The organism is uncultured Treponema sp., assembly GCF_945873775.1.
Classification (GTDB): domain Bacteria; phylum Spirochaetota; class Spirochaetia; order Treponematales; family Treponemataceae; genus Treponema_D.
In genome coordinates, this window is the sequence record NZ_CAMCEC010000001.1 from 141,727 (window position 1) to 155,563 (window position 13,837).

At 34.2% G+C, this 13,837-nt stretch carries 13 protein-coding genes; 7 read left to right on the forward strand and 6 right to left on the reverse strand.

What is annotated here, in order from left to right:
* Nucleotides 1-177: 177 nt before the first annotated feature.
* The 3 genes from Q0N70_RS00635 to Q0N70_RS00645 are packed head-to-tail and all read left to right on the forward strand — an operon-like array spanning nt 178 to nt 2,566.
* Complete coding sequence (locus tag Q0N70_RS00635; RefSeq protein ID WP_294012237.1) at nt 178-795, forward strand: TM1812 family CRISPR-associated protein; 618 nt, start codon at nt 178-180, stop codon at nt 793-795.
* Nucleotides 796-802: 7 nt separating this feature from the next.
* Nucleotides 803-1,555, forward strand: coding sequence for a hypothetical protein (locus tag Q0N70_RS00640; protein ID WP_294012240.1), 753 nt, complete (start codon nt 803-805; stop codon nt 1,553-1,555).
* A 54-nt stretch (nt 1,556-1,609) separates the two neighbouring features.
* Entirely contained in the window at nt 1,610-2,566 is a 957-nt protein-coding gene (locus Q0N70_RS00645) for an Abi family protein (protein WP_294012243.1), read from the forward strand.
* 113 nt (nt 2,567-2,679) lie between these two features.
* On the opposite strand, the gene Q0N70_RS00650 is transcribed toward Q0N70_RS00645, so the two are convergent.
* Together Q0N70_RS00650 and Q0N70_RS00655 are read right to left on the reverse strand one after the other, a co-directional pair.
* Complete coding sequence (locus Q0N70_RS00650) at nt 2,680-4,644, reverse strand: VWA domain-containing protein (protein ID WP_294012246.1); 1,965 nt, start codon at nt 4,642-4,644, stop codon at nt 2,680-2,682.
* Between the two features lie 62 nt (nt 4,645-4,706).
* On the reverse strand, nt 4,707-6,338 hold the full coding sequence (locus Q0N70_RS00655; RefSeq protein WP_294012249.1) for an AAA family ATPase: 1,632 nt from the start codon (nt 6,336-6,338) through the stop codon (nt 4,707-4,709).
* Between the two features lie 160 nt (nt 6,339-6,498).
* Here Q0N70_RS00655 and Q0N70_RS00660 point away from each other — a divergent pair, with 160 nt between their 5' ends.
* The 3 genes from Q0N70_RS00660 (at nt 6,499) to Q0N70_RS00670 (ending at nt 8,383) form a co-directional block, all read left to right on the forward strand.
* Nucleotides 6,499-7,032 (forward strand): hypothetical protein, encoded by a 534-nt coding sequence (locus Q0N70_RS00660; RefSeq protein WP_294012252.1) that lies wholly within the window; start codon nt 6,499-6,501, stop codon nt 7,030-7,032.
* 3 nt (nt 7,033-7,035) lie between these two features.
* Nucleotides 7,036-7,662 (forward strand): hypothetical protein, encoded by a 627-nt coding sequence (locus tag Q0N70_RS00665; protein WP_294012255.1) that lies wholly within the window; start codon nt 7,036-7,038, stop codon nt 7,660-7,662.
* A gap of 85 nt (nt 7,663-7,747) precedes the next feature.
* Nucleotides 7,748-8,383 carry a hypothetical protein gene (locus tag Q0N70_RS00670; protein ID WP_294012258.1) on the forward strand — a complete coding sequence of 212 codons (636 nt, stop codon included), beginning with the start codon at nt 7,748-7,750 and terminating at the stop codon, nt 8,381-8,383.
* Between the two features lie 221 nt (nt 8,384-8,604).
* Here the strand turns inward: Q0N70_RS00670 and Q0N70_RS00675 are convergent, their stop codons facing one another.
* Nucleotides 8,605-9,474 (reverse strand): formylglycine-generating enzyme family protein, encoded by an 870-nt coding sequence (locus Q0N70_RS00675; protein WP_294012260.1) that lies wholly within the window; start codon nt 9,472-9,474, stop codon nt 8,605-8,607.
* Nucleotides 9,475-10,034: 560 nt separating this feature from the next.
* Here Q0N70_RS00675 and Q0N70_RS00680 point away from each other — a divergent pair.
* A complete protein-coding gene (locus Q0N70_RS00680; protein WP_294012263.1) occupies nt 10,035-11,540 on the forward strand; it encodes a glycine hydroxymethyltransferase in 1,506 nt (501 codons plus the stop codon).
* Between the two features lie 141 nt (nt 11,541-11,681).
* Here Q0N70_RS00680 and Q0N70_RS00685 read toward each other — a convergent pair whose 3' ends face one another.
* From Q0N70_RS00685 to Q0N70_RS00695, 3 genes are all read right to left on the reverse strand, one after another.
* On the reverse strand, nt 11,682-12,401 hold the full coding sequence (locus Q0N70_RS00685) for an SH3 domain-containing protein (RefSeq protein ID WP_294012266.1): 720 nt from the start codon (nt 12,399-12,401) through the stop codon (nt 11,682-11,684).
* Between the two features lie 71 nt (nt 12,402-12,472).
* Nucleotides 12,473-13,483, reverse strand: a complete 1,011-nt coding sequence (locus Q0N70_RS00690; protein WP_294012269.1) for an SPOR domain-containing protein — start codon at nt 13,481-13,483, stop codon at nt 12,473-12,475.
* Entirely contained in the window at nt 13,480-13,776 is a 297-nt protein-coding gene (locus Q0N70_RS00695) for a hypothetical protein (RefSeq protein WP_294012272.1), read from the reverse strand. The genes Q0N70_RS00690 and Q0N70_RS00695 overlap by 4 nt, the downstream gene beginning before the upstream one ends.
* Nucleotides 13,777-13,837 lie beyond the last annotated feature (61 nt).

Below are 13,837 nucleotides of genomic sequence, written 5' to 3' on the forward strand. Positions count from 1 at the left end.
AAAGATAAAGATGGGGAACAAGGCTTCAATATAACAAAAAAAGATAAATAAAATCTTAACTGAATATTTTCTTTAATTGTAAGAAAACTTAACATCATGCACCATAGTATTTTTTACGATAAACTTAATATAGCATTTTTTGAAAATTGAAAACTTTAGAATTTTTCAAGGTAAATTATGAAAAAGATTGTTTTTGTTGATATTTCCATGAAGGAAAAACTTGAAGCCGTTTCTTACGAAAACACTGGCAATGCCTGTTGCGCTTACAAAGTACCTGTCGTATATCCAATAAATGCGGTGCTTTCTGAAAAAATCAAAAAAAATGAAGAAATAAAAATTGTTCTAATTCAGACAAAAGGAAACAGCAGCCTTGTAGAAAAAAACACAAAAATTTTTCAGACTGAACTTGAAAACATAAATGCAAACATTGGAGCAAAAATCGAATATTCATTTATTGAAACAAATTACGAAGAGTTAAAATCAAATAATGAAAATCGATTAAAACTAATGCTTTCCCAGATTGAGGAAAATTCAGAACTATATGCAGATATAACTTTTGGTCCGCGCACAGTTCCAATGATTGTTCTATGTGCATTTTCGTTTGCTGAAAAATTCTACAATTCTGATATAAAAAAAATTATATATGGCAAAGTTGACTGGAAAGATGGAAAGCCAAAAAATCCAGAGCTTTATGATGTAACCTCGCTTTACTATCTAAATTCTTTCACTTATTCACTTGCATCAAATTCAAGACAGAAAGCATTAAAAAGTCTGGAAACTTTCTTTTCTCTGTAAATTATATATGAACAGCTCAAGCAAAATTTTTTATTCAAAAATAAATTCCATTTTCTCTGAAATTCAGGAAACTTCAAATCCGCAAGAAAAAAATAACTTGATAAGGAAACTCACTATTATTATTTGGAATGAATTAAACACCAGCTGGAACAGAAAATATAATATAGAAGAATATGCGTTAGAAATAACAAATTGTATTATTCAATGCACAAAACTTTTTGCAAAAGAAAAAGGTCGTGAGTTTTCAAATTATGTTATTGCGGCTTTAAAAAATGAACTTAAAAATACAAGGAAAAAAGAAAAGTCCTATTCGAAAAATCAAATCCCAATAGTTTCATGCAATGAAAAAGATGAAGAAAATTATATAACCGATTTTTTTCCACTTTCTGTAAATTATAAGAAAAACATTTCAGATGAAGAAAAGTATTTCATCTTTGAAGAATTAAAACAATCTCTAAAAATTTTAAATTCAGCTATTCAAAAAGAAAAAGAGAACAAGGAACTAAAATCAGCGTTTATAACAAAAGATGTTTTAACACAACTTGATAAAAAAAACTTTCTGGAAATAGACTTAGAGAAAATCATTGCACTAGAAAAACAATTTTCGTTTTTAAACAAAAAGATTTGGCAGGATTTTTTTTCAGAAAAAGAACTTCCTACCCAAGAAATGATAGCAGCAGTTTTCGGATGTTCAAAATCAAATGCAAGCAAAATGATGTCAAGATTCTATGAAAGATTAAAAAAAACTATATTAAAGTAGATTCATGTTTAATTTAAATTTCATAAAAACTATTTTTCATGTTATACTTTTAATATGTACAGTTTACAGGATTTAAAAACCCATCTGCAGGAAAAGCATAATCTGAAAATCAATCCAAATCAGGAAAAAGACCTTAGGAAAATCGGATATTACCATGGCTACAAAGGCTACCGGTTCGTAAGAAAATCAAACAATCCTATTTCCTTTACAAATTTTTCTCAGGTAGTCGCGCTGAATGATTTTGACATGCAGTTGAAAGGTCTTTTTTATCCGAATCTTATGTTCATTGAAAATGCCCTGAAAAATTATGTTCTTGAGGCAACTCTTGCCGACAGCCAAAGCGAAAACCTTCAGGAAGTTTTCAACAAGTCGCTTACCTATTATAAGGAATTTAAAACCGGAACCGCGGCATACAAAAAAGAATTCAAAAGAAAAATGGATCTCCAGATGAAAATAAATTCCGCCCTTATCCGAGATTATATGTCAGGAAAAGAAATCGAGACTCATTTTTACGAAAACGGACGTGAAGTTCCTGTCTGGGCTGCGTTTGAAAGCTTGTCGCTTGGAGAATTCGGCACATTTTTCGCCTGCTCAAATAAAACAATAAGGCTTGAAGTTTCAGAACTTTTAAAGCTTCCGACAAACTTAAACGCTGATGGATTTTTACTGAAAGACATTATTTTTGTTCTGAAGGATTTGCGAAATGCAATTGCCCATAACGGAATAATTTTTGACACACGGTTTGCCACAAGCGAAGCCGGAAAAAACATCAAGACTCTTCTGGAAAACGAACTGAAAATAAAACAAATTGATTTTAATTTTATCATTTCTTATGTCGCACTTGTCTGTTATATTTTAAAACAATTGGACGAGTCAAAAAGAATAAAAAGTTTCGTGAATGAATATCAGAAAATCCAAAAAATGACTGAAAGGCTTCCTGTAAGTCAAAACCTGATTTTCGGAACACAGGATAAAAGCATCGCAGAAAAACTGCATTCATTGTGCAAATAAAATGCTTGATTTTTTTGATTTTCTTTTGTAATCTTATAAATGAATTGAGTTAGGATGTCTTCGGACACTTAGCTGTGGGGGCGGATTTGTTCGGCCCCTTCATTTTTTTAAATTCATTCTTGCCTATTTTTTACAATATTCAGCTGCTCAACTAAATGATATTCTGCCCTAGAATCATTCATGTTATAAAACCAGTTATGATTAAAGCGGTTTATTGTTTCTTGATTTCCGCCTGAACCGATTACAAGACTAAAAAAATCTGTATTCTTCTTTTTTTCAATTTCAATTTTATTTTCCAAATCTTCATCAAGATTGTCCATAACAAAATCACTAATCATAAGCACATCTGCATTTTTCCAGTTTTCAGTTTGCAAAAGTTTTACAGCATGTTCAAGAGCTAAACAGGGATCAGTTCCGCCGTTAAATGATTTTCTCAAAAACTTAACAAGAGTAGATAAAACTTCACTGTTAGTTTTGTCTTTAAAACTCAAATCCAGTGTTTCAATATCTGTAGAAAAACTGATTAAATAACAGCTGCATTTTTCTTGCAAAGCAATTTTAGAAAGCGCAAACGTTATTGTCTTTGCTATATTTTCTGGAGTTCCGTTCATAGAACCGCTTGTGTCTACGCATATTACAACAGGACCTTTTTGCTCTTGTTTTTCCTTGGTGATTTCTTCTGTTTGAATTTCATTTTTTTCTTCAGGAACGAAAGTTTCATACTTGAATGACATAAGCTGATTTTGCGCAAACTTTAATTCAAAAAGTTTTTTTGTCGCTGGACTTGAAAACATTGCAAGTTCAGAAGGCAAAACAGAAGAAATATCGCTAGACATTCTAATGCCAGAGATTTGGCCTTTGTATGCAGGCTTGGGGTTCCATTCATTTTTTACAATTACTTTTTCACTAACTTCTTTTTCATATATCCGCTGAATTCTATTATGTTTTCCTAAAATTGCTGCAAATTCATTTAGAGATTTATCTTTCTCAAGAAAATCCGCATACTGTCTTAAAATTTCAAAACCACTTTCATTAAAAAGTCCTTTTGACAAGTCCCACAAAAATCCAGTTTCGTCAAAAATTCTGCAAAGAAGATTTTCAAGTTTCTTGAATTTTTCCAATTTCTCAAAAAATTCTTTTATAAATTTTTTCCGCATTTCTTCAATCAATTCAAGCTGCCATGCATTTTTTCTTTGTATCAAACTTGACTCAAAATCTTCAATCAACTTATCTGAAACTGCTTGAATTTTTATTTTCAGTTCTTCTTTATACTTTTCAGATTTTTTTGAAATTTTAATTTTTTTGTTTACAAACTCTTTTTTCTCTTTAATCTCTAAAAATTTCTTGTTATAAAAATCAAAATTAAATTTTTCATCAGATATTTTCTCATAATCCTTTTGAATCTGCAAAATAGAATCCGCAATTTCTTCTGACTTTTTATTTTTCAAAGAAGAAACAAATGCCGCTTCCTTTTCAAATGGATTTTCTTTTGAAAGACGGCTGTCAACATTTTTTATCCACTCAAGCAAATCATCTTGAATATTTTTTGCAAGCCCTTCATGCTTTTGAATGTATGCAGAATTTTCTTTTCTTGTGAATATTTCTTCAAGACTTTGCTTTGCAGCTTGGGAAAATTTATTTTCAGGAAAGTCAATTTTTTCTGATTCTGACAAACTTGAAGAACTGCAGAAATCCTCAATTGCGTCTAAAAGCTGCTGGCGTTCAGTTTCATCTCCACAAACAGGAGTTCCAAATTTTCTAAAACGACGGCGATTAGAATTTGAGTTTTCTTTTGGCAAAAGATTTTCAAGTTCCGATTTTATTTTAGGCAAGACAGGAAAAACATCCTTCCACAAATTCTCAAGTTCTGGCTGTGAAAATTCCTCTGTATTATGAGAAATGTTGTTTCTGATTTTTCGGAACATTCCAAGTTCTTTGATATTCGTCTTTTTGCGGACAAGTGGATTCTGAAGATTTTGCACCAAAATTCTTATTTGATCATTTATATATGCAGAATCTTTTTCATTTAATTTTTCTACACTGGAAATTTTATCCGAATACTCCAACAGTTTATTCAAAGGGTTTAAAGTTTTATATATCTGATTTTTAAATTCTTTGTAATTTTGTTTCATAAAAAAGTTTAAATATATTGCCCGCGGATTTTATTCAAATCACATCCTGCCTTTTCAAGTTCCAACCTAGGCTTTTCAACTGCCTTTAAAATAACTTTACGCATTTTTTGATCTGCAAAAAGATTCTCTCTAAAAGGAGCAGATTTTTCAGAAATATAATTATCAACTTCTTGGATGCTCGTTTTTATAGATTTTAAAATTGAATTATATTTTTCATCAGCTTTTTTTTGACGAGTTTCTTCAAAATCTGGATATTCTTCAAAAACTGGATTTTTTACAAGTTTATCTGAATAATCATCTTCTACATAAAACTCTTTCTTTATTTCATTCTTAAACTCTTCTATCTCATCACATATATCATTAACTGCAATGTCAACTTCTAGTCCGTTCTGCTCGACACAATCTTTTACAATTTGTTCTGCTTCTTCAATTTGATTTTCTGTGTTCCAGATACAATACTCAATAAGCTGACAGTCCATTAGGTCAACTGAATTTCGTCCATTCAGAAAGGCAGAAGTTTTTAGGATTTTTATAATTTTTTTCCAGCGGCGATCAGAAACATAAAACTTTTCGTTTTCTTGTCGTTTTTTTTCTTCATTTTTGCGAGACAATTCATGCCTTATTTTACTGATAACATTGCGGACTTCATCAGGAATTTTAATTTTTTCTATTTTCTCTGTCCAGTCTTCAAGCTCAGAAGTTGAAATAAGATTTTTTTTCATTGAATCAGTCGGCTCAAGTTCCGCTTTTACTTTTTCGCCATAAAGAAACTTTTCAAAACCCTCATCATCCTGAATTGGATTTACAATCGCACGAATCAAAAATCTGTCCCATAAAGCTTCAAGACCTTGATTTTTTACAGGAAGTTCGTTGCTTGCTGAAATCAAGGCTTTTAATGGAACTGCATTTACATTGTTTCCGTTGTGAAATTTCTTTTCATTCAAGATTGTCAAAAGAGTGTTCTGAATCGCAGGACTTGCTTTCCAAATTTCATCCAAGAATGCAACATTTGCTTCTGGAAGAAAACCTTGTGTAATTCGCTCATATTTATTTTCTTCCAAAGCCTTTAGCGACACCGGTCCAAAAATTTCATCTGGTGTAGAAAACTGGTTCATCAGATATTCAAAATAAGAAACTGACTTTTCATCTTCGTCTTTAAATGCCAACTTAAGGCGGCGGCTCACTAAACTTTTGGCAGTTCCTGGAGGTCCAAGAAAAAATATGCTTTCTCCAGCAATGCTTGCTAAAAGCGCCAAACGAACAGCTTCATCTTTTTCAATTAAATCTTTGCCTATAAATGAAAGAAGTTTTTTTATTCTCTCACGCAATGGAATTCTATCTTCTTTGTTTGTTTCTTTTTTCAAAACTTGACTTTCAGACTTTTGAATGTTTTTTACAGAATCATCTTGTTCTAAAGAATTTTTTAGTTTTACATACGATGTGCCATGCTCATCTTTTTCAAAATAAATTTCTGGAATTGCTTTTAATATATCTGTAATGCTTTTTGTGCCGAACACCTGCTCTAAATTTTCAACAGTTATGCCTTTCTTTTTTAATTCATCTTTTATTGTAGACGGATTGCATTTTTGCTTTCCTGAAAGAAAATTTTTTATTTCTATTATAATTTCTTCTTTTTCCATATTTCTACTTCCTGCACATTTCTTCATTATAGTAAAACTTTTTCGGGGGGGGGCAAGAGGTATTTTGTTTTTTTATAAAAATTCAAAAATAATAAAAATTTGTGTCAACTTTTGAAAAATGCACAGCTATATATATTTAGAAATAAAAACGGGAGGTTATATGTTTCTAAATATTTTGGTCTGGATTGGAATTGGAGCATTGTGCACACTGGGAGTTGCATTTGTAATTTTTTTAACAAAAGTTTTACGCACTTTATATGAAAAAATTTTTAAAACCGACAAAAACGAACCTGAGTTTCAAATAGATTTTAAATCACAGTCAAAAAACATTATCATCCTGCCGCCAAACTTTCACGCGTTTCTAAAAGAAACAGGACGAATTAAGCAAAAAGGATTTTCTGAAAGCATTTTGGAAATTGAAAGATTACGTTCAGAGTTTTGGAAAAAAGATGTTGTCTTGCCACAAGTAAGACTTTGTTATTACAACACAGAAAAATTTGAATTGAAAATCAAAATTGAAGGCAACGAAATTTTCAAAGGGAACTTCAAAGAAAATTTAAGCGATGAAGAAAAACTTCAATTTATTATACAAAAAATAGAAGAGTATCTTCTAAAAAAAGAAGAGCGTGTTAAAGATTGTGTTAAAGATTTAAACATAAATATTATTAAAGAACTATCATACAAAGGATGGTAAAAAATGGATTGCACTTCAATTTTTGAAAAGAACGGACTGTTCTTTAAATGTTCACATTTAGAATCTGATATTTTCTTAAGCAAATTTAAAAACAATGATGCTTTCAGTTTTTGCAAAGGTTTACTTGAAGCTGGAAATGACTTTATTTTTGAAAAAACAATTTACGACATAAATAACTATTGGAACTATAATTTCATTTTTGGAATAAAGATAAAACCAGAGTCAAAAATTAAAGCACAATTTTTATTGAAGTATAAAAAAATTAAAGAAAAGTTTTTTGAAGGCTTCTGGAAATATCCCGGTATCGAAGTTCAAAATTGTTATTCTGGAACATTTTCAAGTATTTTAAGGTATGAAATTCCCAAAGAAGAATTTTCCAGTGAATTTACTAAAATTAACAAAGCTTCAAATAATATTAATTTTGCTCATACTCATTTTTCTTTTGAACCGAAAAGCAAAATGATTTTAGTTGAAAATATTTTTTTAAGCTATGATTTATACGAGTTAAAACTTTCAGAAAAATTATTGTGCAGGAACGATGAAAAACAAAAGAAGTTTTTCCTGCAAGGCAATGAAATTATGCCGGTATTAGAAAAAATTCAGAAACTTGAATTTTCAAATATTGAATAAATTTTCAACTGCAATACATGAATAAAACAGTTTTCCCCATCAAAGCTGTTTTTTTATAAATAACTTTTATCCATGGAGATGAATTATGAAAAATTTAAAATCACTTTTTTTATTAACAACACTTACAATATCCTTATGCTTCAATTCTTTTGCATTAGAAACAAGCAACAGTAAATTCAAGACTTCCGTAGTATACAGCTCTTCAGAAGTAGTTGAATATGTTGATGAAATTGAACTTCCAATCAGACAAATGGATTATGGCATTTATTTTGATGACTTCAATAGAGTTGTTGCAAAATCAATTCGTAAAGAAGCAAAAAAGCTTTTTGAAGAACAGGAGAAATCAAAAGAAGTTTCAAGAATTGAAGACATTGTTACACCTATTTACAAAATCACTGAAGATCAAACTTCGTATTCAGACTGCTATAATTGCAATTATGAATATTTGAATTGCGACAAAAAAAGAGACATAACAAAACCAGTTCATTTCTATGATGATTTGGGCAGAAAGATTTCTGATAACTTGAATATTGAAGCAAATAAAATTTATAACAAACAGCTTCGCCAAGAAGAATGGGAAAGCTGGAAAGATATTGATTTAAAACTGCTTTGGAATGGATTCTGGACTGTTATATCATTCGCACTCTGTACCGCAATAATAGTTCTTGGCATAACATTCGTAATAAAAAAATTAAAAGAAATAGACATCATAAACGAATAATAAAAAAACTGAATAATATGATGGGAAGTTATTCAAAAAAGAGCTGCCTTTTACAACTTAAAAATTAACAAGGCAGTTCTTTTCTTCTATCAACAATAAACACTTTGCTTTATGACCTAGAAAGCCTGCCTGTGCTTCAAAATTTCAAACTATTACTTATATGTCATTCCCGTGCTCGATGCGGGAATCTGTCTTTTTTTTACAACAGCACCTGCCCGCCATTACTTACCTGTGTTGCGGACAATGCGGAAGCCCAGGTTGAGGTAGGCGTTACAGGCGTAGTACCAGCCCTTGTAGCCCACCTCGCAGTAGTCGGCGTCGTCGTACCAGCTGCCGCCGCAGTCATAGCGTCCGCTGCTGTTGTTGGGGTTGCAATCCCAGAGATACTCGTCCAAATCTCCGCACCATTCCCACACGTTTCCGCTCATGTCATACAATCCGTAGCCGTTAGGAGCTTTCTGTGCAACGGTGTGTGTTTTTTCTTCGCTGTTGTCATTATACCAGGCAACTTCATCTAAGTTGTCGCTTCCGCTGTATTTGAAATCCTGTCCGCCTTTTTCCGCGTACTGCCATTCTTCAACTGTAGGCAGACGGTAGCCGTTTGCTGTAAAGTCGCAGGCAAAGTCTTTGTTGAACTTTTTCCATTCGTTTTCCGACCAGTTGCCCATTTCATCATTGTCCAAATCCCATTGAGCAGCGTTCGCGCTTTCCTTGTATGAGTAGCAAGGATTCAAGCCGTCTTTTTCACTCAGTTTGTTGCAGAACTTAACTGCGTCAACCCAGCTCACGTTTTCCACAGGAAGGTTCTTTTCGCCATTGAACTCGCTTGGATTCTCGTCCGTTACAGACTCGTAAAGTTCCTGTGTAACTTCCGTTGCAAGAATAGAATAGTTCTGCCCCGGAACCGCAATCATAAGATCGCTTGCCTTGTAGTTTCCCTTTTCAAGAACTTTCTGCACGTCAAGCTTTTTCTGCCCGTATGCAGTACAGAGCGGAACTGCAAGCAGCGCAAGCCCGCACAACAGCTTTGCAAAAGACAGCCTACTCTTGTGGTTGCCAGCCAAGCTAAAAGATTTTTTCAAACTTTTCATTTTTTTACTCCTCTTAATCAGCTGCTTTTTTTATAGAATAAACAACCAGCGACAACAAGTCAAATTTTTCTGTCTCTGTCATAAGATAAGACTCTTTGTATCCACTGTCCTTACGCTAATAACAGTCTCTTCACTCCCTTACATACTGCTTTGGTTGCCCCTCTCCACTGCTTGTGAATCCCTAAAATCAACTTAATTTTGTTTTGTTTTTAACTTAATTTCATTTTAATTTTAAGTTGATTTCACTTTGATTTTAAGTTGATTTCATTTTTATTTTAACTTAATTTTGTTTTGTTTTTAAGTTGATTTCATTTTGTTTTTAACTTAATTTTGTTTTGATTTTAAGTTAATTCCATTTTGTTTTTAAGTTGATTTCATAAACCATACATACCTCGTTCTATACATATAAAGCATAACTGTGCAGACTAGAAAGCTTGCCTGTGCTTCAAAAGTTCAGCTTACTTGCGGAAAGAGCTAGATTCAACTAGAATGCTAAAAAGACTTTCAAATGTCTGTTAGTATTTGAAACTGTCCAAATTTCATAAAGCGAGGTGAGTCCAATGCCTACTCCACTTGAAAACTATGTAAAGGAATGCGGCGGAAAATTGAATCCTGCCATGACTTCCTATGTTGCGAATCTTCAGCTTGTTTCTGATGTAGCCCCGGAAATTGCAGAAGACATTGTAAAGGAGCTTGCAACCCAGCGCCGCCATTTAAAGCTTGTGGCAAGTGAAAACTACTGCTCTCTTAATGTTCAGGCCGCAATGGGAAATCTTCTTACAGACAAATACGCGGAAGGATTTCCAGAGCACCGTTACTACGGCGGATGCGAAAACATCGATTCAGTAGAAAAAACTGCCGCAAAAGAAGCCGCAGAGCTTTTTGGAGCAGACTACGCTTACGTTCAGCCTCATGCCGGATGCGACGCGAACCTTGTCGCTTACTGGGCAATCCTTTCAAAGACAATAGAAACTCCGACACTTGAGGAAATGGGCGTAAAGTCCCTTGCAGAGCTCAATGCCGAGCAGTTCGATATTCTGCGCAAAAGATTCGGCAACCAGCGTCTTATGGGACTTGACTATTCATGCGGCGGACACCTTACCCATGGATACAAGATGAATGTCTCTGCCCGTATGTTTGAAAGCCATCCTTACGGAGTTGACAAGGAAACCGGCCTTTTGGACTATGACGCAATCGAAAAGCAGGCAATGGAAGTAAAGCCTCTTATTCTTCTTACAGGATTCAGCGCGTATCCAAGAAAAATCAACTTTAAGAAATTCCGCGAGATTGCAGACAAATGCGGAGCAGTTCTTATGGTGGACATGGCGCACTTTGCAGGACTTGTGGCAGGAAAAGTTTTCACAGGCGACTATGATCCTGTAAAATGGGCTGATGTCGTTACAACCACAACACACAAGACTTTACGCGGACCACGCGGCGCGCTCATTCTTTGCAAAAAGGAATTTACAGACTACGTGAACAAAGGCTGCCCTATGGTTCTAGGCGGTCCTCTGAACCACATTGTAGCGGCAAAGGCTGTGGCGTTCAAAGAAGCAAAAACTCCTGCATATCAGACTTATGCGCAGAATGTTGTAAAAAATGCCCAGGCACTTGCAGCAGCCTGCATTGAAAAAGGAATGAAGCTTCAGACCGGCGGAACAGACAATCACCTTATGCTCGTTGACGTTACAACTTACGGACTTACAGGAAAACAGGCGGAAGCGGCACTGTTCAAATGCGGTGTTACAGCAAACGCGAATGCTCTTCCTTATGACAAGAACGGCGCCTGGTGGACTTCTGGAATCCGCATTGGAACTCCAGGGCTTACAACTTTGGGCATGGATGAAAACGACATGAAGAAAGTTGCGGAAATTATTGACCTTGTTCTTAAGGGAACAAAGCCTGGACTTACAAAGGACGGAAAGCCTGCAAAAGGAAAAATTGAACTTGACGGCTCTGTTCAGGCAAAGGCAGAAAAAGAAGTCCAGGAGCTTCTTTCAAAGCACGTTCTTTATCCAGAGCTTGACCTTGACTTCCTAAAAAAAGAATTTGTAAAAGGATTTTAAGCCGTTATCCTGAAAAAAATTGCCGCTAGGAACTAAAACACCTGGCGGCTTTTTTTTGCAGATAGAATAAAAACTTGCCGGAAGAGCGTTATAAGTTCCATTCATTTTATCAAATGGCACAGTTTCTTTTGTTATGAAAAATTATTCTATTACTCCAAAATTCTTAAAATAATCTTCGCGATTGGATATATACTCTCCAAATATCCAGCATATAGGATATCCATCCAGTTGTATTTGATACCAACAATTATTTTTGCCATCAGCTATATATGGTTCTGATTGCTTTATTATTTTTACATTTGTTCCAGTTTGTACCTTGCCTAAAACAAGACTTTTCGTATTTGGTTCAAGCCTAATTCTTACATTTAAATCATTTACAACGCCGTCTTCCATTTTTATACTTGAATTCTTGCCGAAACTCTTTCTATACAAAGTTTTTCTGTATATGCAAAGCGGAGGATTTACAAGAATCAAAGTATTTTCATTCTGAATATAAACTGTACATATATTAGGTTCAGACAGTTTTACAGGTTTCTCATTTTGGTCGCTGGAAGAAGGAAAATAGCCATATTCGAAAATAAATTTATTTTCATCTTTTTTTGATACTGAATAAATAGCTCCGACTCCTCCTATTCCCGAAATACTGTAATATCCCCAGTCTTTATAATCAGGCGAATTATTTTTCTTAGGAAACCTAAAGCTTACAATATCGTATTTATCAAAAACCGGCTTTTGGTAATTAATGATGTATTCCACAGATATATTATCAAACCATTCACAATCTGAAAAATCGTTAATTTCATACGCAAATACCTTTGAGAATAATAAAAGTGCTAATATGAAATTAATGATTTTTTTCATGTATTTTCCTCCCGAATCAATTTCAATATATAAAAAAATCCATTCATTTTTTCAAATCCGTGTGGCAACTTTTATTCAATCGTATAACAGTCTATGCCGGCATTTTTTAGTTTTTGACCCATTGTCATGCTGGAGTTTTCGTCTACGGCGACTATAAAATATGTAGTTCCACTGGAGCGGGTTTCTGTGTAGCAGTATGCATCGAAGCCTTTTTGTTTTGCTTTTCTTATGCAGTCGTCAGCGTTTTCTTTTTTCTTAAAAAGACCAAGCTGCTGTTTTTTTCCAGGATGTTTTTGCGACAAAGGAATTTCAGACTGAACAGAAGATTCTTTCGCTGGCACTTCTGAATTTTCAGCGTAGCGGTTTTGTGAAGATGAAGCGGAATTTTCTTTCGGCACAAAGTACCAAAACGGAACGCGCATTATCTGGCTTTTTCCATTTGCAACAGAAGATTCCGGGCTTAAAGGAAATTCGCGGTTAAGTTCTTCCGCATATACTCTTGCAGAAGTCAAATGCCACAAAGTAAAAAGAACCTGCGCCTTTACACTTTTCATGGACTGCATTGAACTGTACGCTTTTAAAAGCTCCACAGAATCTGAAATATCCGCGCCGGGAACAGAAGATGCCTTGCACAGATCGCTCCAAACAGAATAAAGCTTTACTGTGGCTGAAACTGTTTCATTCTTGGAATTCCTGACCGCGCTGTTCAAGTAAGAGTCGGCTGTTTCCCAGTTGCCAGCACAAAGATTCGCGCGCACTGCATTCAGCACAAGTTGCTCAGAAGTAACCTTTGGCATATTTGAAGCGTCGTGCGCCGCAATGCCAGCTGCCTTTGCATAGGAATTTCCGGCGTCAGTATAAAGCCCAAGCTGTTCCTGCAAAGTTCCTGTATAATATAGAAGAGAACGAGTGTCCGCAGCAGTATCGGCAAAGTCAAGATTGCGCTTTAAATAGTCAATTGAATCAAGGACTGTTTCCTGCTTTAAGGCTTCCCGTTTTATTATTTCCGCGGATTTTTTATTCTGCGCAAAAAGTGAGACGGAAGAAACACAAACGAAAAATGCAAGCAATAATTTTTTCATTCAGCGTTTTCCTGCGGCTGCTGCAAAGGAACTTCTTCTTGCAGAATATTCTGCTTGGATTTTTTTTCTTTCTTTTTTGTTTCAGGAAGAGATTCCGTTTTTCTTTTTTTTCCAAATGTGAACGGAAGCGTAATTACAACGCCAGCTAAAAAAGCGGAAAGCAGAGCTGCAAAAACCGGAATATCTTCAAAGCTATGAAAAAACCAAATTGAGCATTTGTTCGAAAGATTGAATCCAGTAAGAAGAGCGACAAGCACAACCAAAAATAAAATTCCTATAAGTTTTAACGGCATACAAACCTCGCAAAAATTCAAAATTAGAAATCAATTAAATTATAATTGCATTCAAGGAAAA

Bases quoted from the DNA above. Each gene is read 5' to 3' on its own strand.
- Q0N70_RS00635 (WP_294012237.1), top strand. From the start codon at position 178: ATGAAAAAGATTGTTTTTGTTGATATTTCCATGAAGGAAAAACTTGAA.
- Q0N70_RS00640 (WP_294012240.1), top strand. From the start codon at position 803: ATGAACAGCTCAAGCAAAATTTTTTATTCAAAAATAAATTCCATTTTC.
- Q0N70_RS00645 (WP_294012243.1), top strand. From the start codon at position 1,610: ATGTACAGTTTACAGGATTTAAAAACCCATCTGCAGGAAAAGCATAAT.
- Q0N70_RS00655 (WP_294012249.1), bottom strand. From the start codon at position 6,338: ATGGAAAAAGAAGAAATTATAATAGAAATAAAAAATTTTCTTTCAGGA.
- Q0N70_RS00660 (WP_294012252.1), top strand. From the start codon at position 6,499: ATGTTTCTAAATATTTTGGTCTGGATTGGAATTGGAGCATTGTGCACA.
- Q0N70_RS00665 (WP_294012255.1), top strand. From the start codon at position 7,036: ATGGATTGCACTTCAATTTTTGAAAAGAACGGACTGTTCTTTAAATGT.
- Q0N70_RS00670 (WP_294012258.1), top strand. From the start codon at position 7,748: ATGAAAAATTTAAAATCACTTTTTTTATTAACAACACTTACAATATCC.
- Q0N70_RS00675 (WP_294012260.1), bottom strand. From the start codon at position 9,474: ATGAAAAGTTTGAAAAAATCTTTTAGCTTGGCTGGCAACCACAAGAGT.
- Q0N70_RS00680 (WP_294012263.1), top strand. From the start codon at position 10,035: ATGCCTACTCCACTTGAAAACTATGTAAAGGAATGCGGCGGAAAATTG.
- Q0N70_RS00685 (WP_294012266.1), bottom strand. From the start codon at position 12,401: ATGAAAAAAATCATTAATTTCATATTAGCACTTTTATTATTCTCAAAG.
- Q0N70_RS00690 (WP_294012269.1), bottom strand. From the start codon at position 13,483: ATGAAAAAATTATTGCTTGCATTTTTCGTTTGTGTTTCTTCCGTCTCA.
- Q0N70_RS00695 (WP_294012272.1), bottom strand. From the start codon at position 13,776: ATGCCGTTAAAACTTATAGGAATTTTATTTTTGGTTGTGCTTGTCGCT.